This is a genomic window from Serratia sp. HRI, assembly GCF_010119335.3.
GTDB lineage: Bacteria > Pseudomonadota > Gammaproteobacteria > Enterobacterales > Enterobacteriaceae > Serratia > Serratia nevei.
Genome location: NZ_CP083690.1, coordinates 1,995,447 through 2,017,877, shown reverse-complemented (window position 1 = coordinate 2,017,877; position 22,431 = coordinate 1,995,447). Strand labels below are relative to the sequence as shown.

Here is a 22,431-nt window from a genome sequence, read left to right as displayed (position 1 = left end):
GATGCCAAGTTGGGATACAGAATACCCATCACGCTCGGCAATATAGAACCGCTGGCGTCTAAACCCTTTCGGCCAGGTAAGATGGCGCTGGTCTGCGAAGGCGGCGGCCAGCGCGGCATTTTCACCGCCGGCGTACTGGACGAGTTTCAGCGCGCGAGCTTTAACCCTTTCGATCTGCTGATCGGCACGTCGGCCGGCGCCCAGAATCTGTCCGCCTATATCTGCGGGCAGGTGGGATACGCGCGTCGGGTGATTACCCGTTATACCACCTCGGCCCAGTTCTTCAATCCGCTGCGCTTCGTGCGCGGCGGGCATCTGATCGATCTCGATTGGCTGGTCGATACGGCGGCGGCGCAGATGCCGTTGGCGATGGACGTGGCGGAACAGCACTTTACCGACGGGCGCGAGTTCCTGCTGTGCGCCTGCCGCAGCGATGACTTTGAGCCGACCTACCTGCCGGCGCAGCGCGAACGCTGGCTGCCGGCCATCAAGGCGTCCAGCGCCATTCCCGGCTTCTACCGTCAGGGCGTGGAGTTGGACGGCGTCAGCTATCAGGACGGCGGCATCAGCGATGCGATCCCGGTGGAAGAGGCCTATCGTCGCGGCGCCGACACCATCGTGGTGATCCGCACCGTGCCTTCGCAAATGTACTACACCCCGCAGTGGATGAAGCGTATGGAGCATTGGCTGAGCGACAGCAGCCTGCAACAGATGGTGCGCATCCTGCAGCATCACGAGCAAAGCTATCACCGTATCCAGCGCTTTATCGAAAAGCCGCCGGGCAAGCTGCGCATCTTCGAGATCTTCCCGCCGAAGCCGCTGGCCAGCAATGCGCTGGGCAGCCGATTGGGGGCGCTCAATCAGGATTATCACCTGGGGCGCCGCTGCGGCCGCTACTTCCTGGCCACCGTCGGCCAGTGGATGGCGCAGCAGGAGCCCGACGGCATGAAGGTGCGAAAAGCGCTGTCGCGCCGCCTGATCCAGCCGGAGAACGTCAGAATGCCTTCGCCGATCGTGACCGACATCGCCATGCCCACCGAGCGGGCGGCGCAGCCGGAGGCCGCGGTAGCGGCGCCGAAAATCATCCTGCCGGGCGATCTGCCGCCGGGTGAAGGGGGCGCGCTGTGAGTTACGCCTTTACCGATACTCACTGCCATTTCGATTTTCCGCCCTTTACCGGGCATGAGGCCGAGAGCCTGACGCGGTCGGCAAGCGCCGGCGTGCAGCGCATCATCGTCCCGACGGTCACCGCCGATCGCTTTGCCCGGGTGCTGCGGCTGGCGCAGGATCACGCGCCGCTGTTCGCCGCGCTGGGACTGCACCCGCTGTATATCGCGCAGCATCATGAGCCGCAGTTGGACCAGCTGGCGACGCTGCTGGCCGAACGGCCGCGCAAGCTGGTGGCGGTGGGGGAGATCGGACTCGATCTGTATATGGACAACCCGCAGTTCGAGCGCCAGCAAAGCGTGCTGCAGGCCCAGCTGAAGCTGGCGAAACAGCATGACCTGCCGGTGATCCTCCATTCGCGTCGCACCCACGATCAGCTGGCCGCGGCGCTGCGGCGCATGCAGTTGCCGCGTCGCGGCGTGGTGCACGGCTTCGCCGGCAGCCTGTCGCAGGCGCAGGCCTTTATCCGGCTCGGCTATTACATCGGCGTGGGCGGCACCATCACCTATGAGCGGGCGCAGAAAACGCGCGGCGTGATGGCGCAGTTGCCGCTCGAGGCGCTGCTGCTGGAGACCGATGCGCCGGACATGCCGCTGGCCGGCTATCAGGGGCAGCCGAATCGCCCCGAACGCGCCGCCGAGGTGTTTCAAACGCTGTGCGAGCTGCGGCCGGAACCGGCCGACGAGATCGCCGCCCACCTGCAACGCAATACTCAGGCACTGTTCGCCATGCCGGATTGATGGGGTTATAACGTGACCTGCGTCACGTTATAAGATTTTCATTTGCGTCTCGTTGTATACATTTGTGACATAAATCGGTGCGAGGGTGACCTCGCTCAGTATAATCCCCCCCGAAACACTCCAATAGCAGACCTCTCTTCATGAGCAGGGATGTACTTTATTTTTTGCAACAGGGAAACTTTGCATGCAACTCATCATGAGTCTGGTCGGTATGGCGGTGCTGATCGCCATTGCGGTGCTGCTCTCCAGCAACCGCCGGGCCATTAAACTGCGCACCGTCGTGTGGGCGTTCATCATCCAGATCGGCATCGGCGCGCTGGTGCTGTACGTGCCGCTGGGCCGCAGCATCCTCGGCAGTATGTCTAACGGCGTGGCAAACGTTATCGCCTACGGCAATCAGGGCATTTCGTTCATTTTCGGCGGGCTGGTGTCCGACAAGATGTTCGAGGTGTTCGGCGGCGGCGGCTTCGTATTCGCGCTGCGCGTTCTGCCGGTGATCGTGTTCTTCTCCTCGCTGATTGCGGTGCTGTACTACCTCGGCATCATGCAGTTGGTGATCCGCGTTCTGGGCGGCGGCCTGCACAAGCTGCTGGGCACCTCGCGCACTGAATCGCTGTCGGCGACCGCCAACATTTTCGTTGGCCAGACCGAAGCGCCGCTGGTGGTGCGTCCGTATATCGCCACCATGAGCCAGTCAGAGCTGTTCGCCGTGATGTGCGGCGGCCTGGCCTCGGTAGCCGGTTCGGTGCTGGCAGGGTACGCGCAGATGGGCGTGCCGCTGGAATACCTGATCGCCGCGTCCTTCATGGCCGCGCCGGGCGGGCTGCTGTTCGCTAAGCTGATGGTGCCGGAAACCGAGCAGACCCACGATAGAGACGATGCGATGAAGCTGATCGCCGAAGAAGATCGTCCGGCCAACGTGATCGACGCGGCGGCTTCCGGCGCGGCTTCCGGCATGCAGTTGGCGCTGAACGTCGGTGCGATGCTGCTGGCGTTTATCGCGCTGATCGCCTTGCTTAACGGTATTCTCGGCGGTATCGGCGGCTGGTTCGATTATCCGCAGCTGTCGCTTGAACTGATCCTCGGCTGGGTGTTCTCGCCGATCGCCTTCCTGATCGGCGTGCCGTGGAGCGAGGCGATGACCGCCGGTTCGTTTATCGGCCAGAAAATCATCGTCAACGAGTTCGTTGCCTACATGAACTTCGGCGCCTATCTGCGTCCGGACGACGTGGTGGCGGCGGAAGGCCTGCAGGTGCTGTCGGCCCACACCAAGGCGATCATCTCCTTCGCGCTGTGCGGCTTCGCCAACCTCTCCTCGGTGGCGATCCTGCTGGGCGGTCTGGGCAGCATGGCGCCCAACCGTCGCCACGACATCGCGCGTTTCGGTCTGAAGGCCGTGGCGGCGGGCACGCTGTCCAACCTGATGAGCGCCACCATCGCTGGTTTCTTCCTGGCGCTGTAAGCCATCCCGGTGCCCGCGACGGCGCGACCAATCGCGGGACTCCGCCTATACTCTAAGCAACGCGGGTGCTTGCCGCACCCGCGATCTTCAGCCGCTTCTTTAGCGAATTTGTGAACGATATCGCGTTATTTTGTGATGTTCTTCACATATAATTCCGGTCTGTTACAGTGATATTTCATATAGTGTGACGATGAACGCGAATTGCCCTCGGCATCCGTGTTCAAATAGCTATTACTGGCCGGCCGCAAGGCGGGTGGCCATGTGCGGTGAGAAGGATCTCAGTTGCCGCCGCGGGAACGCCGTTCCCCTGCGCTATCTTCATGGAACCAAGTCCGCTCGCCAACACCCAGGTACTCAGTTGGAGAGTTTTATGACCGAATTAACCGCAGCAGCGCAACGTGCGCTGAACCTGATGGATTTAACCACGCTGAATGATGATGACACCGACGAGAAAGTGATCGCCCTCTGTCGTCAGGCCAACAGCCCGGCCGGCCACACGGCGGCCATCTGCATTTACCCGCGTTTTATCCCGGTAGCGCGCAAGGCGCTGCGTGAGCAAGGCACGCCGGATATCCGTATCGCCACCGTGACCAACTTCCCGCATGGCAACGACGATATCGACATCGCGCTGGCGGAAACCCGCGCGGCCATCGCCTATGGCGCGGATGAAGTGGACGTGGTGTTCCCTTACCGCGCGCTGATCGCCGGCAACGAACAGGTCGGCTTCGAGCTGGTGAAACAGTGCAAGCAGGCTTGTCAGGCGGCCAACGTGCTGCTGAAAGTGATCATCGAAACCGGTGAGCTGAAGCAGGCCGACCTGATCCGCAAGGCGTCCGAGATCGCCATCAAGGCCGGGGCGGACTTTATCAAGACCTCCACCGGCAAGGTGCCGGTCAACGCCACGCTGGAAAGCGCCGAGCTGATGATGTCGGTGATCCGCGATCTGGGCGTGGCGAAGACGGTGGGCTTCAAGCCGGCCGGCGGCGTGCGCACCGCAGAGGATGCGCTGCATTATCTGCAACTTGCCGATCGTATTCTGGGCGAAGGCTGGGCCGACGCGCGGCATTTCCGCTTTGGCGCTTCCAGCCTGCTGGCCAGCTTGCTGACCGCACTGGGCCACCAGACCCAGACCGCCGGCGGCGGCTACTGATCGATTTCGTTGGCGGGCGCCAGGCGCGCCCGTCTGCACCGACTCTCGGCGACACAGGGGGATACCTTGTTCCTGGCTCAAGAAATTATTCGTAAAAAACGCGACGGCCAACCGTTAAGCGAAGCGGAAATCCGCTTTTTCATCAACGGCATTCGCGACAACGTGGTGTCGGAAGGGCAGATCGCCGCGCTGGCGATGACCATTTATTTCCATGACATGAGCATGCCGGAGCGCGTGGCGCTCACCATGGCGATGCGCGATTCCGGCACCGTGCTGGATTGGAAGAGTCTGGCGCTGAACGGCCCGATCGTCGACAAGCATTCGACCGGCGGCGTGGGTGACGTGACCTCGCTGATGCTTGGCCCGATGGTGGCGGCCTGCGGCGGCTATGTGCCGATGATCTCCGGCCGCGGCCTGGGGCATACCGGCGGCACGCTGGACAAGCTGGAAGCTATTCCGGGCTTCAATATTTTCCCGGACGATAACGCCTTCCGCAAAATCATTCAGGACGTCGGCGTGGCGATCATCGGCCAGACAAGCTCGCTGGCACCGGCGGACAAACGTTTCTACGCCACCCGCGACATTACCGCTACCGTGGATTCGATCCCGCTGATCACCGCCTCCATTCTGGCCAAGAAGCTGGCGGAAGGGCTGGATGCGCTGGTGATGGACGTGAAGGTCGGCTCCGGCGCCTTTATGCCGACCTATGCGCTGTCGCAAGACTTGGCGCAGGCGATCGTCGGCGTGGCCAATGGCGCGGGCTGCAAGACCACCGCGCTGCTGACCGACATGAACCAGGTGCTGGCCTCCAGCGCCGGCAACGCGGTGGAAGTGCGCGAAGCGGTGCGCTTCCTGACCGGCGAATACCGTAACCCGCGCCTGCTGGAAGTGACGCTGGCGCTGTGCGTGGAAATGCTGCTGTCCGGCGGCCTGGCGCAAGACGAGGCCGACGCGCGCGCCAAACTGCAGGCGGTGCTGGACAACGGCAAGGCGGCGGAGGTGTTTGGCCGCATGGTGGCGGCGCAGCAGGGGCCGATAGACTTCGTCGAACGCTACGATAGCTATCTGCCGGCGGCAACGCTGAGCAAGCCGGTGTATGCTGAAAAGCCGGGCATCATCAGCGCCATGGATACCCGCGCGCTGGGCATGGCGGTGGTTTCGCTGGGCGGCGGCCGTCGCCGGGCGAGCGACGCCATCGACTACAGCGTTGGCCTGACCGAGGTGGCGCGCCTGGGCGATAAAGTGGATGCCCAGCAGCCGTTGGCGATGATCCACGCCAACGATGAAGAGAGCTGGCAGCAGGCGGCCGATGCGGTGCGCAGCGCAATGACGCTGAGCGACAAGGCGCCGGAGGCGACGCCGGTGGTGTATAAGCGCATCACTCAAGCGTGATGACCCTCGTCTTTCAAGCCGTAGCGTTGTTGGCTGCACGCGTGCACCCCAGTCACTTACTTGAGTAAGCTCCTGGGGATACACGCGCTAGCCGCCTAGCTACAACTTGAAATCCATTGGGTATAAATTTAGAGAATAAGGGCGATTGCAGTTTTGCGGTCGCAATAGCGTGAGAACACGCAGGAGAGCACAGATGAAACGCACATTTATTATGGTATTGGACTCCTTCGGCATCGGCGCCAGCGAAGACGCCGAACGTTTTGGCGACCAGGGTTCCGACACCCTGGGCCACATCGCCGAGGTTTGCGCGCGCGGTGAGGCCAACGTGGGCCGCCAGGGGCCGCTGACGTTGCCTAACCTGAGCCGTCTGGGCCTCGGTAAAGCGGCGGAAGAGTCCACCGGCAACTTCCCGCAGGGGCTGGACCGCAACGCCGACATCATCGGCGCTTACGCTTACGCCAGCGAGCTCTCTTCCGGTAAAGACACGCCGTCGGGCCACTGGGAAATCGCCGGCGTGCCGGTGCTGTTCGACTGGGGCTACTTCACGGACGAGCACAACAGCTTCCCGCAGGCACTGCTGGACAAGCTGGTCGAGCGCGCCAAGCTGCCGGGTTACCTGGGCAACTGCCACTCGTCCGGCACCGTGATCCTCGATCAGCTGGGCGAAGAGCACATGAAAACCGGCAAGCCGATTTTCTACACCTCCGCCGACTCAGTGTTCCAGATCGCCTGCCATGAAGAAACCTTCGGCCTGGATCGCCTGTATGAGCTGTGCGAAATCGCGCGTGAAGAGTTGACCGAAGGCGGGTACAACATCGGCCGCGTGATCGCGCGTCCGTTCATCGGCGATAAGCCGGGCCACTTCCAGCGCACCGGTAACCGCCACGATCTGGCGGTAGAGCCGCCGGCGCCGACCGTGCTGAAAAAGCTGGTGGACGAGAAGGGCGGTGAAGTGGTGTCGATCGGTAAAATCGCCGACATCTACGCCAACGTCGGCATCACCAAGAAGGTGAAGGCGACCGGCATCGACGCGCTGTTCGACGCGACCCTGATCGAAATGGAAAAGGCCGGCGACAACACCATCGTGTTCACCAACTTCGTGGACTTCGACTCCTCCTATGGCCACCGCCGCGACGTGGCGGGCTACGCCGCCGCGCTGGAGCTGTTCGACCGCCGCCTGCCGGAGCTGCTGAAGCTGGTGAAAGACGAAGACATCATCATCTTCACCGCCGACCACGGCTGCGACCCGACCTGGCCGGGCACTGACCACACCCGCGAGCACATCCCGGTGCTGGTTTACGGCCCGAAAGTGAAGCCGGGCTCGCTGGGCCACCGCGAGACCTTTGCCGACATCGGCCAGACCGTCGCCAATTACTTTGGCCTGTCGCCGATGGATTACGGTAAGAGCATGTTCTAAGCCCTGTCTTTCAAGCCGCAGCGTTGTTAGCTTCATGCGTGAACCCCAGTCACTTACTCAAGTAAGCTCCTGGGGATTCACCCGTTAGCTGCCTAGCTGCAACTCGAAATTCAAGGCTTAGATGTTTGACGTTTTTATTAAATAAGATTTCTAAAGGAAGAAAATTATGGCTACGCCGCACATTAATGCTGAGATGGGTGATTTCGCTGACGTAGTACTGATGCCGGGCGATCCGCTGCGTGCAAAATACATCGCCGAAACCTTCCTGGAAGGCGCGGTGGAAGTGAACAACGTGCGCGGCATGTTGGGCTTCACCGGCACCTACAAAGGCCGCCGCATCTCCGTAATGGGCCACGGCATGGGCATCCCGTCCTGCTCCATCTATGCGCGCGAGCTGATCGCCGAATTCGGCGTGAAGAAGATCATTCGCGTGGGCTCCTGCGGCGCGGTGCGTGACGATATCAAACTGCGTGACGTGGTGATCGGCATGGGCGCGTGCACCGACTCCAAGGTGAACCGTCTGCGCTTCAAGGACAACGACTACGCGGCGATCGCCGACTTCGACATGGTGCGCAACGCGGTCGACGCGGCGGCGGCGCAGGGCATCCCGGCGCGAGTGGGCAACATCTTCTCCGCCGATCTGTTCTACACGCCGGATCCGGACATGTTCCAGGTGATGAAGAAGTACGGCATCCTGGGCGTGGAAATGGAAGCGGCCGGCATCTACGGCGTGGCGGCGGAGCTGTACGAAGAGTTCGGCTGCAAGGCGCTGACCATCTGCACCGTGTCCGACCACATCCTGCGTCACGAAGCGACCACGGCGGCGGAACGCCAGACCACCTTTAACGAAATGATCGTTATCGCGCTGGAATCCGTGCTGCTGGGCGACAAAGCGTAATACCCCGGCGGGCGTCATCATGGCGCCCGCCCGTCAATCTATTCATTCCGCTTGGCCAGTTTTGGCTAACGCTTTACCTTTCTGCCGTTTAACGCTATTACTTCCTCTATCAATCTATTCACCAATCTATTCATCTGATGATCACCGTTGAACAAGTTTTGCGCCATGGGCCGGCTACGGCTCGTCAACTGACAGAAGCGTTAGGCATCAGCCAGCCGACGCTATCGCGCCGTATCCGCGAACTGGCAGGCGCAGTATTGATCCTCGGTAAAGGTAAGGCGACGCGCTATGTATTGCGGCGCGGGATCGGCGGTGAGAGACAGTTTCCGCTGTATCAGATTGATGAGCGGGGCAAGGCGCACCTGTTTGCCACACTTTGCCCGCTGTATCCTGCCGATAACTGTGCGGTGTGCGATGAGCGCAGCGGAGAGTGGCAGCTCTATGACGGCATGCCATGGTATTTAAACGACCTACGGCCGATTGGCTTTCTCGGGCGAGCCTGGGGAAAAGCAGCGGCGCGCGAGTTGAATTTGCCGGGGGATGTGCGGCGATGGGATGAAGGCCAACGCTTGTTGGCGCTCTGCCGTTATGGCGAAGACATGACCGGCGATCTGCTGCCTGGTGCTGACAGCTATCAGCGCTGGTTAATCCGGGATACTGCCGTCGCCATCACGGTGGAAGATAAAACCGAGCGTTACGCCGCATTGTCTGTCCAGGCGCTGGCCGGGGAGCTGGTGGGCTCTTCCGCCGGTGGCGAGCAACCCAAATTTGCCGCCTATGCTGAGCTGGCGCCTGGGCGCCGCGCGCATGTGTTGGTGAAGTTCAGCCTGGCGCCGACGCATGTCATTGCACAGCGCTGGAGCGATTTGCTGATCGCCGAGTCGCTGGCGTTGCAGACGGTCGCCGCTGCGGGATTGCCTGCCGCATCGGCGCAAATCCTGTTCGGCGCCGACCGGCAATGCTTTTTAGAGGTAGAGCGCTTTGATCGCATCGGTGAAGAAGGGCGGGTAGCGATGGTGTCGCTGGAGGCGCTGGATGCCGAGTTCAGCGGCAGCGGCCATGCCAACTGGGTCGTGGCCGCCGAGCGGCTATTGCAGCAAGGGGTGATCAATCACTCAGTCTACCAACGGATTGCCCTGTATTGGGCCTTTGGCCGGTTGATCGCCAACAGCGATATGCACCAAGGCAACCTGTCGTTCTTGCGAATAACCCAGCGGCCGGTCATGTTGGCGCCTTTGTATGATATGTTACCGATGGCTTTTGCGCCGGCAAGCAGCGGTAATCTGCGCCGCGACGCGGTGGAGATCCGTTTGAGCAACGAGGTGAGCGGCGCCGTCTGGCGGCAAGCGGAGCTATTGGCTCTCGAGTTCTGGCGGCGAACGGCGCAACATGACGACATCAGCGAGGCGTTCCGGGCGATTGCCGAGCAAATGTTGGTGCAACTGCAGAAGCTGCACGAGCGCATTCAGCGCCTGGCCTGAGTTACCCCTTCTTCGGCGCTTCCTGTTTTGTCTCCGGCGCATCCTCTTCGTCGTCTTCCACCGTATTGCCTTCTGCCAACGGCGTGTTGGCGGTCAACAGGTACGGCGACTGCTGCCAGCGGCTGCGGCGGTGTTGCAGCAGGGTGCGCGCCAGAATGATGCCGATCGCCAGCGCCAGCAGGATCATCAGGCGCAGCAGATTGGTGGTGTTGTCCACCTGCTTGGATTCGGTCGCCAGCACGTGGGTGTCGAGGGTGATGCGGATAAAGCCGATCGGGCCGTCTTTGCCCTGAATGGATTCGACCAACTGGTGGTTGAAGTAGCTGCCGGCGCGTTTGCCGTCGAGCGACAGGCGATCGCGTATACTTATCTGTTCCCCGGCGTGGGAGACCAGCGTGCCGTCCAGCTGATACACGCTGACGTCGAGAATGCGGCTGTGATCGGTGAGCTGCTTGAGGATGGCGTCGATGCGCGGGGTGTTGCCGTCGTCGTCCAGCAGCGGCGCCAGGCTGTAGGCGACCTGTTTGGTCAGCGTCTGCGCCAGTTCTTCAACCTGCTCGGATCGCGCCATTTGGTGACTCAGGCTAAAATAAGAGGCGCCCTGCATCAGCAGCACCAGCAAAGCTAGGCAAATCAGGATAATAGCGGTGCGGTGCAGGCGAAATTTCAGTTTAGCGCGAGCCATGCAGGTTCCTTGGGCATCGGGGACACTTTATGTTGCCAGAACCGCTGGCGATAGGATAGCTTGATGCGTCGTTTTATCATGCAGCGTTTTTGTCCATTCAGGAGTCAATGATGTCAAACAGTCTGACCTATTGCGATCTTCCGGCGGAGATCTCTCAATGGCCGGGTCTTCCCCTTTCGCTCAGCGGCGACGAAGTGATGCCGCTGGACTACCGGGCAGGCAATACCGGGTGGCTGTTATACGGCAGGAAGCTGGACAAGGCGCGCATTACGCAATTCCAACGCAAGCTCGGCGCGGCGATGGTGATCGTCACCGCCTGGGGCGTGGACGACTATCAGGTGGTGCGGTTGGCGGGCACGTTAACGCCGCGCGCCAAGCTGCTGGCGGCGGAGAGCGGGCTGGACGTGGCGCCGCTCGGCAAGATCCCACACCTGCGCACGCCGGGGCTGCTGGTGATGGACATGGATTCGACGGCGATCGAGATCGAGTGCATCGACGAGATCGCCAAGCTGGCGGGCGTCGGCGAGCAGGTGGCGGAAGTCACCGAGCGCGCGATGCGCGGCGAGCTGGACTTTACCGCCAGCCTGCGCCAGCGCGTCGGCACGCTGAAAGGGGCCGACGCCAACATCCTCAAGCAGGTGCGCGACGAGCTGCCGCTGATGCCGGGGCTGACCAGCCTGGTGGGCAAGCTGCAGGCGATGGGCTGGCATGTGGCGATCGCCTCCGGCGGCTTCACCTACTATGCCGAATACCTGCGCAACCGGCTGCGGCTGGTGGCGGCAGCGGCCAATGAGCTGGAGATCCGCGACGGCAAGCTGACCGGCGAAGTGCTGGGGCCGGTGGTGGACGCACAGTTCAAAGCCGACACGCTGCTGCGGCTGGCGGAGAAGCTTGAGATCCCGCTGGCGCAGACCGTGGCCATCGGCGACGGCGCCAACGATTTGAAAATGATGCAGGCGGCGGGGTTGGGTATCGCCTACCACGCCAAACCGAAAGTGTATGAAAAAGCGCAGGTGGCGATCCGGCATGCGGATCTGATGGGCGTGCTGTGTATTCTCACCGGCAGCCTGAAACACGAAGTGCGATAACGAAAGATTGAGGTAAGACGTGGCAAAAGCGGCAAAACGGGCATTTGTGTGCAATGAGTGCGGGGCGGACTATCCGCGTTGGCAGGGGCAGTGCAGCGCCTGTCATGCCTGGAACACCATCACGGAAGTGCGTTTGGCCGCGTCGCCCGCAGCGGCGCGCAACGATCGCCTCAGCGGTTATGCCGGCGACGCCGGCGTCAGCAAGGTACAGAAGCTGTCGGAAATCAGCCTTGAGGCGCTGCCGCGCTTTACCACCGGCTTTCTCGAGTTCGACCGCGTGCTGGGCGGCGGCGTGGTGCCCGGCAGCGCCATTCTGATCGGCGGTAATCCCGGCGCCGGTAAGAGTACCCTGTTGCTGCAGGTGCTGTGCAAACTGTCCGAACAGATGAAAACCCTGTACGTCACCGGCGAGGAGTCGCTGCAGCAGGTGGCGATGCGCGCTCACCGTCTGGGGCTGCCGACCGGCGGCCTGAACATGCTGTCGGAAACCAGCATCGAGCAGATCTGCCTGATCGCCGAGCAGGAACAGCCGAAGCTGATGGTGATCGACTCGATCCAGGTGATGCACATGGCGGACATTCAGTCTTCGCCGGGCAGCGTGGCGCAGGTGCGGGAAACCGCCGCCTATCTGACGCGCTTCGCCAAGACGCGCGGCGTGGCGATCGTCATGGTCGGCCACGTCACCAAAGACGGCTCGCTGGCCGGGCCGAAAGTGCTGGAACACTGTATCGACTGTTCGGTGCTGCTGGATGGCGACGCCGATTCCCGCTTCCGCACTCTGCGCAGCCACAAGAACCGTTTCGGCGCGGTCAACGAGCTGGGCGTGTTTGCCATGACCGAACAGGGGCTGCGCGAAGTCAGCAACCCTTCGGCGATCTTCCTCAGCCGCGGCGATGAAGTCACCTCCGGCAGCTCGGTGATGGTGGTGTGGGAAGGCACCCGGCCGCTGCTGGTGGAGATCCAGGCGCTGGTGGATCACTCGATGATGTCCAACCCGCGCCGCGTGGCGGTGGGCCTGGAGCAGAACCGGTTGGCGATCCTGCTGGCGGTGCTGCACCGCCACGGCGGGCTGCAGATGTCGGATCAGGACGTGTTCGTCAACGTGGTCGGCGGGGTGAAAGTCAGCGAGACCAGCGCCGATCTGGCGCTGCTGATGTCGCTGGTTTCGAGCCTGCGCGATCGGCCGCTGCCGAACGATCTGGTGGTGTTCGGCGAAGTGGGGTTGGCGGGGGAGATTCGCCCGGTGCCGAGCGGCCAGGAGCGCATCTCCGAAGCGGCCAAGCACGGCTTCAAGCGCGCCATCGTGCCGCACGGCAACATGCCGAAGAAGCCGCCGGCCAACATGCAGGTGTTCGGGGTCAAGAAGCTGGCGGACGCGCTGGACGTGCTGGAAGAGTTTTATTAATGTCGCCGACGGCGAGAAAGATATGCTATTTTGTTTAGCATACTAAACGGAGGTGGCCATGCCGCAATTTGATTACCTGAAGACGTCCATTAAGCAAAAGGGCTGTACTTTGCAGCAGGTGGCGGATGCCAGCGGCATGACCAAAGGCTATCTCAGCCAGCTGTTGAACGACAAGATCAAAAGCCCGAGCGCGCAAAAGCTCGAGGCGTTGCACCGTTTTCTCGGGCTGGAGTTCCCGCGTAAAGAGGTTAAAGTCGGCGTGGTGTTTGGTAAATTTTACCCGCTGCACACCGGCCACATCTACCTGATCCAGCGCGCCTGCAGCCAGGTGGACGAGCTGCACGTTATCTTGTGCCATGACGAGCCGCGCGATCGCGAGCTGTTCGAGAACAGTTCGATGTCGCAACAGCCGACGGTCAGCGATCGCCTGCGCTGGCTGCTGCAAACCTTCAAGTACCAGAAAAATATCCATATCCACTCGTTCGACGAGCAGGGCATCGAACCCTATCCGCACGGCTGGAACGTGTGGAGCGACGGCATGAAGGCCTTTATGGAACAGAAGGGCATCGTGCCGAGCTTCATCTATTCCAGCGAAGCGCAGGATGCGCCGCGCTACCGCGAGCATCTGGGCATCGAAACCATTTTGGTCGACCCCGAGCGTTCGTTCATGAACATCAGCGGCAATCAGATCCGCCAGGATCCGTTCCGCTATTGGGACTACATCCCGACCGAGGTGAAGCCGTTCTTCGTGCGCACCGTAGCGATCCTCGGCGGCGAATCGAGCGGCAAGTCGACGTTGGTCAACAAGTTGGCCAACATCTTTAACACCACCAGCGCCTGGGAATATGGCCGCGATTACGTGTTTTCGCACCTGGGCGGCGACGAGATGGCGCTGCAGTATTCCGACTACGACAAAATTGCCCTCGGGCAGGCGCAATACGTGGATTTCGCGGTCAAGTACGCCAACAAGGTGGCGTTTATCGATACCGATTTCGTGACTACGCAGGCGTTTTGCAAAAAGTACGAAGGGCGTGAGCACCCCTTCGTGCAGGCGCTGATCGACGAATACCGTTTCGATCTGGTGATCCTGCTGGAAAACAACACGCCGTGGGTGGCGGACGGTCTGCGCAGCCTCGGCAGCACTGCCGATCGCCTGGCGTTCCAGCGCCTGCTGGAGGAGATGCTGCGCGCTAACAACATCGAGTACGTGCACGTTGAGTCCAGCGATTATGAAGAGCGTTTCCTGCGCTGCGTCGAGCTGGTGCAACAGCTGCTGGCGGCGGACGCCGGCCGGTTGAGCACGCCCGCCCATCGTCACGCGGCAGGCTGAGTAAAATTAGCGTAATGTGCGATCGAGGCGGCAGAAACGCCACTCAGGCGCACATTTAACGGCTTGTTTAAACATGGTTCATTCGACAGCGACTAAGTTAAGATTTTCTTTACAATAACGCTTAGAAGAAGACATGTCTTATCGCTTACTCGCTCTCTGGTTGGTCTGCTATGCCGCAGCCTGGACGCTGCTGACTGTTTATCTCGATCCTACCCTGCCTTACGACGCCGTCGAGGCGCTCAACTGGGGCCTCAACGGCGAGTGGGGTTCACCGAAAAATCCGTGGCTGGTCGGTGCGGCGATGCATCCGGCGATCTGGCTGTCGTGGCTGCCGCTGAACGTTTACTGGTATGGCGGGCACTTCATCGCCATCGCCATCGGCATGTTGGGCGTCTGGCTGTTGGCGCGGCGCCTGAGCGGCAGCACCTCGCTGGCCTGGATGGCGCTGCTGACGCTCAACCTGTCCGGCATCATCAATTTCGACATTATTCCCTACAACGACAACTACCTGTTGGTGATGCTGTGGCCGTGGATGGCGCTGTTCTTCCACCTGGCGATCTCGCGTTCGGCCAACTGGTGGCCGGCCTTCGCGTTGGTGGCCGGTCTGGCGATGATGGCGAAATACTCGACCTTCGCCTTCATCTATTTTGTGGCGCTGTCGACGCTGTTCGTACCGCAGGTCCGTCGCTGCTATCGGCAGCCGCAGTTCTATCTGGCGGTGGCGATCTGGCTGGCGTTGGTGTTGCCGAACGTGTTCTGGCTGTGGAGCCACGACTTTGCCGCCTTCAAATGGGTGGATTCGCAGATCAAAATGCAGCTCAACCTCGACATGCTGCAGTCGCTGCTGCTGGTGTTCTATCCGTCGCTGGTGCTGTGGGCGATCCTGCGGCGCAGCGGGGCGGTGCTGGCCTGGCCATCGGCGTTGCCGATGCGGGTGCTGCTGTGGATCTATCTGTTGCCGCTCGGCATTATCACTTTCTGGTTCTCCTTCAACGTCGGCGGCCGGTTGACCGAGTGGCTGCAGCCGTTCTTCATGCTGGCGCCCGCGCTGCTGGTCGGCTGCGTCCGTCAGCCGCCGGTGCGTTCACTGCGCGCGGCGACCCTCGGGCTGATGTGTGCAGCGCTGGCGGTCTATCTGGGGTATGCCGCGGTGATGCTGGGCAACGTGCGCAACGCCGGCCAGAAAATGGTGGGTATCAAGGCGTTCAGCGCCGGGGTGGAGCGGCAGTGGCAGGAGCGGTATGGCGTCGATCTACGCTACGTCGGCGGCGAATACCTGTCGCAGTGGATGACGGTGTACGCCGGTTCCCGGCCGCAGACCATTACGCGCTGGTCCAATCATACGCGCCCGAATATCTACAACGTCAACATCAGCTATCCGCAGATTGCGCAGCACGGCGTCGCCCTGTTTGGCCGGTTGGGTGAAGACTGCGCGCACAGCGACTTCGGCGGTGAGTTGGCCCACTGGCCGAAGATGCGCCTCGATTGGCAGCAGACGCTGACGTTCCGCGCCGATCCGCATGCCGACGAGCAGACGCTGTGCGTCGGCTTCGTCCGCCCGCAGTAACGGCGGCGCAGGGCGCCGCCGCGATTCAGGCTTAGTAAGCGATAACCAGCTTGCCTTGCATATGGCCGCCGAGCAGCTGTCGATGCGCGGCGGTCAGCGTGTCTACCGTCAACCCGTGCAGGGTTTCGCTCAGCGTGGTGCTCAGCTTGCCCTCGTCCAGCAACTGCGCCATCTGCTGCAGGATGCGCCCCTGCTGCGCGATGTCCGGGGTGGTAAACATGCTGCGGGTGAACATGAATTCCCAATGCAGCGCGGCGCTTTTCAGCTTCAGCGCGTTTTGATCCAACGGCTGCGCATTCTCGACGATGGTGCAGATATGGCCCAGCGGCGCGACCAGCTCGGCCATCGCCGGCCAGTGGCCGTCGGTATCGTTCAGGCACAGGATGTAATCCACCTGCTCGATGCCGTGCTGCGCCAGGTTGCCTTTCAGATCGCGATAGTCCACCACCAGATCGGCGCCGCGTTCACGGCACCAGGCGGCGGATTCCGGCCTTGAGGCGGTGGCGATCACTTTCACCTTGCTGCGCAATGCGGCCAGCGGAATGGCCAGCGAGCCGACTCCGCCGGCGCCGCCGATGATCAACAGCGTCTTGTGCTCCGGCGCATCCTGAATGTTTAGATGTTCGAACAGCGCCTCCCAGGCGGTGAGGGCGGTGAGCGGCAGGGCGGCGGACTCGGCCCAGTTCAGGCTGCGCGGCTTGTGCGCGGCGATGCGTGAGTCGATCAGCTGGTGGCTGCTGTTGCTGCCGGGGCGGGTGATGTCGCCGGCGTACCATACTTCATCGCCGGGCTTGAAGCCGCTGACGCCGCTGCCTACGCCCACCACGATGCCGCTGGCGTCCCAGCCGAGAATGCGCGGCTGCTGCAGGCCGCTTTTCTGCAGACCGGCGTGCACTTTGGTGTCCACCGGGTTGACCGACACGGCTTTCACCTCCACCAGCAGATCGTACTGGCCGGGAACCGGCATCTCCGGTGAAATCTCGATGAAACCGGCGGGGTTCTGCGGGTCTACGGCAATGGCTTTTATCGACATGATTGTACTCCTTTCAAATGATGCCCCCAGTGTAGACCCGCGGCAGTGGGGTGATAAGATGGACAATATCTAACTGAGTGTTCGTTTGAGGTGAACAATGGAATTCAAACAGCTGCAGGACATGGCGCTGTTCGCGCTGGTGGCGGAGTGCGGCAGCTTCACCGCCGCCGCACAGCGCGTGGGATTGCCGAAATCCAGCGTCAGCCAGCGCATCAGCCAGCTCGAACAGACGCTGGGGCTGCGCTTGCTCAACCGCACCACGCGCCAGCTGAACCTGACCTTCGCCGGTGAGCGTTATCTGGAACATTGTCAGGCGATGATGTCCGCCGCCGAACGCGCCGATCTGGCGCTGCAGCGGCTGCGCGATAACCCGAGCGGCCGCCTGCGCATCTCGACGCCCGCCGGGCTGGGGGCGACCCTGGTGGCGCGGCTGGCGGCGGATTTTCAGCGCCAGTACCCGGACGTTTCGCTGGAGGTGTCGGTGTCCGATGCCATGGTGGATCTGGTACAGGAAGGCTTCGACGCCGCGTTGCGCACCGGCAAGCCGCAGGATTCTTCGCTGATCGGTCGCCGTCTCGGGTATGCGCCGCGCTATCTGTTGGCGGCGCCGTCCTATCTGGCGCAGCATCCGCCGATCGAACACCCGCAGCAGCTGCAACAGCATCGCTGCATCGCCCACCGCGCCTGGACGGCCTGGAACCTGCGCTGCGGCGACGACTACTACCGTTGGCAGCTGCCGCTGGCGCACACCACCGACAACCTGCTGTATGCGCGTGAATGCGCTATCGCCGGTGCGGGGATCACGCTGTTGCCGGCGTTTCTCAGCCGCGAGGTGGTGGCGCAGAAGCTGTTGGTGGAAGTCTTGCCGGCGTGGCGCGCGGAGGGCAATGAGCTGTATCTGGTCTACCCGAGCCGCAAGCTGAATTCCCCGGCGTTGGCCTGCTTTATCGATGTGGTGCTGCAGCACCCGGCGTTTGACGACTACGCGCGCGAGCTGGCGCGGGAATAAAAAAAGGCGCCGCATGCGGCGCCTGGGGTATTACTTGGCGATCTTCTTGTACTTGATGCGGTGCGGCTCGAGCGCGTCGGCGCCCAGCGTACGCTTCTTGTACTCTTCGTACTCGGTGAAGTTGCCTTCGAAGAATTCCACCTTGCCCTCGTCCTGGTAGTCCAGGATGTGGGTGGCGATACGGTCGAGGAACCAACGGTCGTGCGAGATCACCATGGCGCAGCCAGGGAATTCCAGCAGGGCGTTTTCCAGCGCGCGCAGGGTTTCGATATCCAGGTCGTTGGTCGGTTCATCGAGCAGCAGCACGTTGCCGCCAACCTGCAGCAGCTTGGCCAGGTGCAGACGGCCACGCTCACCGCCGGACAGCTCGCCCACGCGTTTGCCCTGATCGACGCCCTTGAAGTTGAAGCGGCCGACATAGGCGCGGCTCGGCATCTCGGTGTTGCCGATGCGCATGATGTCCTGCCCGCCGGAGACTTCTTCCCACACGGTTTTCGAGCCGTCCATGCTGTCGCGGAACTGATCGACGGACGCCAGCTTGACGGTATCGCCCAGCACGATGCTGCCGGAGTCGGGCTGTTCCTGACCGGACATCATGCGGAACAGCGTGGATTTACCCGCGCCGTTCGGGCCGATGATGCCGACGATTGCCCCTTTCGGCACCGAGAACGACAGGTCGTCGATCAGCAGGCGGTCGCCGTAGGACTTGCGCAGGTTGCTGACTTCGACCACTTTATCGCCCAGGCGTGCGCCAGGTGGAATGAACAGTTCGTTGGTTTCGTTGCGTTTCTGGTATTCGGTGTTGTTCAGCTCTTCGAAGCGGGCCAAACGGGCCTTGCCTTTGGACTGACGGCCTTTGGCACCCTGACGCACCCACTCCAGCTCTTTCTCGATCGACTTGCGACGAGCGGCTTCGGCGGACGCTTCCTGCGCCAGACGCGCGTCTTTCTGCTCCAGCCAGGAAGAGTAGTTGCCTTCCCATGGAATGCCCTCGCCGCGGTCCAGTTCGAGGATCCAGCCGGCCACGTTATCCAGGAAGTAACGGTCGTGGGTGATCGCCACCACGGTGCCTTCGAAGTCGTGCAGGAAGCGTTCCAGCCAGGCCACGGACTCGGCGTCCAGGTGGTTGGTCGGTTCGTCCAGCAGCAGCATGTCCGGCTTTTCGAGCAGCAGGCGGCACAGCGCTACGCGGCGGCGCTCACCTCCGGACAGGTGGGCGATTTTGGCGTCCCAGTCCGGCAGGCGCAGCGCATCGGCGGCGCGTTCCAGTTGGGCGTTGAGGTTGTGACCGTCGTGCGCCTGAATGATCTCTTCCAGGCGGCCCTGTTCGGCGGCCAGCTTGTCGAAGTCTGCGCCTTCTTCCGCGTACAGCGCGTACACTTCGTCCAGGCGTTTCAGCGCGCCGACCACTTCCGCCAGCGCTTCTTCCACCGACTCACGCACGGTGTGTTCGAGGTTAAGCTGCGGCTCCTGCGGCAGGTAACCGATCTTGATGCCCGGCTGCGGGCGCGCTTCCCCTTCGATGTCAGTATCGATGCCGGCCATGATGCGCAGCAGGGTGGACTTACCGGCGCCGTTCAGGCCCAGTACGCCGATTTTGGCCCCAGGGAAGAAGCTCAGGGAGATGTTTTTCAAAATATGACGCTTCGGCGGTACGACCTTGCCGACGCGGTGCATGGTATAGACGTATTGAGCCACGTTGCTCTAAGCCTCTCTATATCAGTATTTATAGGATGTCTGGCGGCATGAGTGTAGCCCGTTTCGATCTCGGATCCCAGACATCGCTCAGCGATCGCTAAGTATAACCGTTTATGCGCCGATAAAGGCGCATATTGGTGGCTTATGGCGTGACGACGATCGCGACGCGGCGGTTTTCCGCGCGGCCGCTGGAGGTGCGGTTGTCGGCAACGGGATCGCGCTTGCCCATGCCGCGGGTTTCGATATTGGCGCGTGGAATGCCGACGCTGGCCAGCAGATCGGCCACCGCATCGGCGCGGCGCAGGGAGAGCTGGTCGTTATAGCTGTCTTCGCCGTAGTTGTCGGTATGGCCGTCCAGGCGGAACTTGGTGATGCCGACGCTCAGCAGCGCACGGCCCATCTTCTGCACCGTTTCGGTGCTTTCCGGGTTCAGCTTGCCGATGTTGTTGCCGAACAGCACCTTATCCGACAGGCCGAACTCCCAGCCGTTGTCAGTCAGCTTGAAGCCCTGCGATTGCAGCAGCGCGATCTGCTCGGGCGTCAGGCCCTGCGGCTTGCTCTGGCAGCCGGCGAGCGCCAGCAGGGCGACGAACACCATCGTCAGCAGTGAAAAACGACCTTTAAACAGTTGCTGTATCATAGTCAAAATCCCTAGTTCAAGTGTTATAGCCGGGGCTCTTATTTATGTATAGCCAGCCGCCAGCCTCCGTTATAACGATGCTTTGCCTGATACATCGCATCGTCAGCTTCGTGCAAAAGACCCTGAGGCGTCGAGGCGTGATCAGGGTACAGCGCAATACCGATACTCAGAGAGGTAATGACCGCCTCGTCGTTCGGCAAAATGACCGGTTGCGTCATGCAGTCGATGATGTTGTCAGCGATCTGCAGGACATCTTCCGTGCCGTGTACCGGCGCCAGCAGCACGGCGAATTCATCCCCGCCCAGACGCGCGACCAGATCGGTCTCGCGCAGTTGCGCGCGAATGCGTCCGGCAATGGTGGTCAGCACCGCATCGCCTGCGGCGTGACCGTAACTGTCGTTCACTTCCTTGAAGCGATCGCCGTCGATAAACAGCACCGCCAATTTTGCCGGCGGCTCAATATCGCCCAGGGCGCGGCTCAGCCGCCCTTCGAAGAAGGCGCGATTCGGCAAGCCGGTCAGGCTGTCGTGCGTCGCCCGGTGGGCCAGCGAGTCGTTCTCCTGCTTCAGGTGGGCCTGCCAGGCCTCCAGTTCGTCGAGCAAGCCGTTGAAATCGTTGCTGAGCTCATGCAGCTCGGCGATCGGCGCCGACGGCACCCGCAGGCCGAAGGTGCGATCGCGGCGCACCGCGTGCGCCACGTTGGCGATGTCGTCCAGCGAACTGACGATGCCGACCAGCATGCGGCGCGACAACACCAGGGCGCACAAGGTACTGAGCACCAGGCAGGCGATCATGCCGACCATGCCGCGCAACAGGAAACGCAGCAGGCTGCCGCCGTTGCCGCTCAGCCAGACCTGGCCGACCTGCTTACCCTCGTGGGTGATGGGCAGGATGACCGGTTCGGGCAGCGCCCAGTGCGCGACGATCTGCTCCAGGCCGTGCAGCGGCCCATCGGTGGGATGGCGCCAGTTGGCCAGCATCTTGCCGTTGTTGTCGAGGATCCGCGCGTCCGATACTTCTTCGTTGGAGGCGATCAGCATCAGCGCCTCGCGTGCGGCGGTGCGGTCTTCAAACACCACGGCGGCCTCGACGGTATAACTGATGGAGCGCGCGATCAGGTGCAGGTTGTGGTTGGCATAGGCGCGCAGTGCAAACAGCGCCACCAGCGTCAAAAAGATGCCGGCGGTGCCGACGGCGATCAGCGCCAGCCCAAGATGTACCCGCTGCAGCACTCGGCCCAGCGTCGGGCGCGCATTGCCGGAGCGGTTTTTACGCAACAGCCTCATAGCGGCGGCGCCTGTTTGCGTGCCAGCTGCAGCACGTTGGGATGGACGCGCACGCCGCTGCGCGCCAGGGCGTCCAGGTTGACCTTGAAGCTGGCCTGATCCCCATCGATCTGCAGGCAAAATGCGCTGCCGGCGGAACATTCGCTATCGTTCTCGCTGATGCTGAGAATGGAGTTGCCGGAAATGCGCTGCATGAAATTTTGTCTCTGCGCGGCGGTGATGTTCCCTAAGTAGATAACATCGCAGCCGGTACTCAGCGTTGGGCTGTCGAACGGCACGCGCTCGGCTTTAATCGGACGCGGGGCGCTGAGCAGGATCGGATCGAACAACCCTTCGGCATACTGGGTGGGTGCGGTCACGCACAACCGGATCGGATTGGGTTCACGCGACCAGCGGGCGTAGCTGATGATGCCGACCACCACGGTCGTCACGGCGTGCGTGCGCTTTTGATAGGGAGCATCGGCGGCGCGCGCAGGCCCGGGCAACGTCAGCAGCACCAACAAAACGATCAGCAACAGGCGACCGATATTCAGGCGTGCGGCATGGAAGCCCGGCACGGGGCTTTTTGCGCAACGCATCGCTATCGCGGTCTTACTTGCCATTTTCACCCGCCATTCCGGCCTGATCCACCGCCCGCAGGCCGTGGCCTGACAAGGAAAAATCCGGCCCGCTTGAAGGGACAATCGTTTTGCTGAAAGCTGTCAGTCGCACTGCCTAATGAACACTATCTAACCCATAATTGGCGCGGATTGTATTATAAGATGTCTTCGTTGGGCGCTTTATGTGCTGTTTTCTCGGAATTATCCTACTTATTTTTGATAGTATAAAAATGCCTACCCGGGTTTGCCACCGCTTTTCTGCAAAGTTGGCGCGTTTGGCCAGCTGTCAGGCGATTTGCGCAACGGCTGCGTCATTTCGAAAATGCAATAATGTGATAGCTAATAATTAAAAAGTATTTTACTTCTCTAATAAGCGCCGGGGCG

19 protein-coding genes are annotated in these 22,431 nt (G+C 61.8%); 13 read left to right on the top strand and 6 right to left on the bottom strand.

What is annotated here, in order from left to right; all coding sequences use genetic code 11:
• Positions 1-9 precede the first annotated feature (9 nt).
• From GF111_RS09780 to yjjJ, 8 genes are all read left to right on the top strand, one after another.
• On the top strand, positions 10-1,128 hold the full coding sequence (locus GF111_RS09780; RefSeq protein ID WP_038878484.1) for a patatin family protein: 1,119 nt from the start codon (positions 10-12) through the stop codon (positions 1,126-1,128).
• Entirely contained in the window at positions 1,125-1,907 is a 783-nt protein-coding gene (locus tag GF111_RS09775; protein ID WP_147190138.1) for a TatD family hydrolase, read from the top strand. Before GF111_RS09780 ends, GF111_RS09775 begins: the two co-directional genes overlap by 4 nt.
• A gap of 184 nt (positions 1,908-2,091) precedes the next feature.
• On the top strand, positions 2,092-3,369 hold the full coding sequence (locus tag GF111_RS09770) for a NupC/NupG family nucleoside CNT transporter (RefSeq protein ID WP_147190136.1): 1,278 nt from the start codon (positions 2,092-2,094) through the stop codon (positions 3,367-3,369).
• A 370-nt stretch (positions 3,370-3,739) separates the two neighbouring features.
• Entirely contained in the window at positions 3,740-4,519 is a 780-nt protein-coding gene (gene deoC, locus GF111_RS09765; RefSeq protein ID WP_004933072.1) for a deoxyribose-phosphate aldolase, read from the top strand.
• Between the two features lie 66 nt (positions 4,520-4,585).
• Positions 4,586-5,911, top strand: coding sequence for a thymidine phosphorylase (gene deoA, locus GF111_RS09760; RefSeq protein ID WP_038878498.1), 1,326 nt, complete (start codon positions 4,586-4,588; stop codon positions 5,909-5,911).
• Positions 5,912-6,104: 193 nt separating this feature from the next.
• Positions 6,105-7,328, top strand: a complete 1,224-nt coding sequence (deoB, locus tag GF111_RS09755; RefSeq protein WP_038878500.1) for a phosphopentomutase — start codon at positions 6,105-6,107, stop codon at positions 7,326-7,328.
• Positions 7,329-7,494: 166 nt separating this feature from the next.
• Positions 7,495-8,226, top strand: coding sequence for a purine-nucleoside phosphorylase (gene deoD / locus GF111_RS09750; RefSeq protein ID WP_004933059.1), 732 nt, complete (start codon positions 7,495-7,497; stop codon positions 8,224-8,226).
• A gap of 137 nt (positions 8,227-8,363) precedes the next feature.
• Positions 8,364-9,707, top strand: a complete 1,344-nt coding sequence (gene yjjJ / locus GF111_RS09745) for a type II toxin-antitoxin system HipA family toxin YjjJ (protein ID WP_147190134.1) — start codon at positions 8,364-8,366, stop codon at positions 9,705-9,707.
• Between the two features lies 1 nt (position 9,708).
• Here yjjJ and GF111_RS09740 read toward each other — a convergent pair whose 3' ends face one another.
• The gene (locus tag GF111_RS09740) at positions 9,709-10,392 is read right to left on the bottom strand and encodes a YtjB family periplasmic protein (RefSeq protein WP_038878506.1); all 684 of its coding nucleotides are present in this window, start codon (positions 10,390-10,392) and stop codon (positions 9,709-9,711) included.
• A gap of 110 nt (positions 10,393-10,502) precedes the next feature.
• Between GF111_RS09740 and serB the strand changes: the two genes are divergently transcribed.
• The 4 genes from serB (at position 10,503) to GF111_RS09720 (ending at position 15,782) form a co-directional block, all read left to right on the top strand.
• Positions 10,503-11,480 (top strand): phosphoserine phosphatase, encoded by a 978-nt coding sequence (gene serB, locus GF111_RS09735; RefSeq protein ID WP_016929162.1) that lies wholly within the window; start codon positions 10,503-10,505, stop codon positions 11,478-11,480.
• A 19-nt stretch (positions 11,481-11,499) separates the two neighbouring features.
• Positions 11,500-12,885: a DNA repair protein RadA gene (radA, locus tag GF111_RS09730; RefSeq protein ID WP_025159617.1), complete on the top strand. Its 1,386-nt coding sequence runs from the start codon at positions 11,500-11,502 to the stop codon at positions 12,883-12,885.
• Between the two features lie 58 nt (positions 12,886-12,943).
• Positions 12,944-14,215, top strand: coding sequence for a multifunctional transcriptional regulator/nicotinamide-nucleotide adenylyltransferase/ribosylnicotinamide kinase NadR (nadR, locus tag GF111_RS09725; RefSeq protein ID WP_038878512.1), 1,272 nt, complete (start codon positions 12,944-12,946; stop codon positions 14,213-14,215).
• Positions 14,216-14,348: 133 nt separating this feature from the next.
• The gene (locus GF111_RS09720; protein WP_038878515.1) at positions 14,349-15,782 is read left to right on the top strand and encodes a glycosyltransferase family 39 protein; all 1,434 of its coding nucleotides are present in this window, start codon (positions 14,349-14,351) and stop codon (positions 15,780-15,782) included.
• Positions 15,783-15,813: 31 nt separating this feature from the next.
• Here GF111_RS09720 and GF111_RS09715 read toward each other — a convergent pair whose 3' ends face one another.
• On the bottom strand, positions 15,814-16,815 hold the full coding sequence (locus GF111_RS09715) for a zinc-binding alcohol dehydrogenase family protein (RefSeq protein ID WP_038878518.1): 1,002 nt from the start codon (positions 16,813-16,815) through the stop codon (positions 15,814-15,816).
• Positions 16,816-16,912: 97 nt separating this feature from the next.
• Here GF111_RS09715 and GF111_RS09710 point away from each other — a divergent pair, with 97 nt between their 5' ends.
• Entirely contained in the window at positions 16,913-17,824 is a 912-nt protein-coding gene (locus GF111_RS09710; RefSeq protein ID WP_038878520.1) for a LysR family transcriptional regulator, read from the top strand.
• A 30-nt stretch (positions 17,825-17,854) separates the two neighbouring features.
• On the opposite strand, the gene ettA is transcribed toward GF111_RS09710, so the two are convergent.
• The 4 genes from ettA to GF111_RS09690 form a co-directional block, all read right to left on the bottom strand.
• Complete coding sequence (gene ettA, locus GF111_RS09705; protein ID WP_025159620.1) at positions 17,855-19,522, bottom strand: energy-dependent translational throttle protein EttA; 1,668 nt, start codon at positions 19,520-19,522, stop codon at positions 17,855-17,857.
• A gap of 142 nt (positions 19,523-19,664) precedes the next feature.
• Positions 19,665-20,162 carry an OmpA family protein gene (locus GF111_RS09700; protein WP_033649136.1) on the bottom strand — a complete coding sequence of 166 codons (498 nt, stop codon included), beginning with the start codon at positions 20,160-20,162 and terminating at the stop codon, positions 19,665-19,667.
• 38 nt (positions 20,163-20,200) lie between these two features.
• Complete coding sequence (locus GF111_RS09695) at positions 20,201-21,448, bottom strand: diguanylate cyclase domain-containing protein (RefSeq protein ID WP_038878524.1); 1,248 nt, start codon at positions 21,446-21,448, stop codon at positions 20,201-20,203.
• Positions 21,445-22,050 carry a YfiR family protein gene (locus GF111_RS09690; RefSeq protein ID WP_047730795.1) on the bottom strand — a complete coding sequence of 202 codons (606 nt, stop codon included), beginning with the start codon at positions 22,048-22,050 and terminating at the stop codon, positions 21,445-21,447. Before GF111_RS09690 ends, GF111_RS09695 begins: the two co-directional genes overlap by 4 nt.
• Positions 22,051-22,431: the final 381 nt, after the last annotated feature.

Bases quoted from the DNA above. Each gene is read 5' to 3' on its own strand.
- GF111_RS09695 (WP_038878524.1), bottom strand. From the start codon at position 21,448: ATGAGGCTGTTGCGTAAAAACCGCTCCGGCAATGCGCGCCCGACGCTG.
- yjjJ (WP_147190134.1), top strand. From the start codon at position 8,364: ATGATCACCGTTGAACAAGTTTTGCGCCATGGGCCGGCTACGGCTCGT.
- GF111_RS09715 (WP_038878518.1), bottom strand. From the start codon at position 16,815: ATGTCGATAAAAGCCATTGCCGTAGACCCGCAGAACCCCGCCGGTTTC.
- serB (WP_016929162.1), top strand. From the start codon at position 10,503: ATGTCAAACAGTCTGACCTATTGCGATCTTCCGGCGGAGATCTCTCAA.
- deoC (WP_004933072.1), top strand. From the start codon at position 3,740: ATGACCGAATTAACCGCAGCAGCGCAACGTGCGCTGAACCTGATGGAT.
- nadR (WP_038878512.1), top strand. From the start codon at position 12,944: ATGCCGCAATTTGATTACCTGAAGACGTCCATTAAGCAAAAGGGCTGT.
- deoD (WP_004933059.1), top strand. From the start codon at position 7,495: ATGGCTACGCCGCACATTAATGCTGAGATGGGTGATTTCGCTGACGTA.
- GF111_RS09700 (WP_033649136.1), bottom strand. From the start codon at position 20,162: ATGATACAGCAACTGTTTAAAGGTCGTTTTTCACTGCTGACGATGGTG.
- GF111_RS09710 (WP_038878520.1), top strand. From the start codon at position 16,913: ATGGAATTCAAACAGCTGCAGGACATGGCGCTGTTCGCGCTGGTGGCG.
- GF111_RS09720 (WP_038878515.1), top strand. From the start codon at position 14,349: ATGTCTTATCGCTTACTCGCTCTCTGGTTGGTCTGCTATGCCGCAGCC.
- GF111_RS09740 (WP_038878506.1), bottom strand. From the start codon at position 10,392: ATGGCTCGCGCTAAACTGAAATTTCGCCTGCACCGCACCGCTATTATC.
- deoB (WP_038878500.1), top strand. From the start codon at position 6,105: ATGAAACGCACATTTATTATGGTATTGGACTCCTTCGGCATCGGCGCC.
- GF111_RS09690 (WP_047730795.1), bottom strand. From the start codon at position 22,050: ATGGCAAGTAAGACCGCGATAGCGATGCGTTGCGCAAAAAGCCCCGTG.
- GF111_RS09770 (WP_147190136.1), top strand. From the start codon at position 2,092: ATGCAACTCATCATGAGTCTGGTCGGTATGGCGGTGCTGATCGCCATT.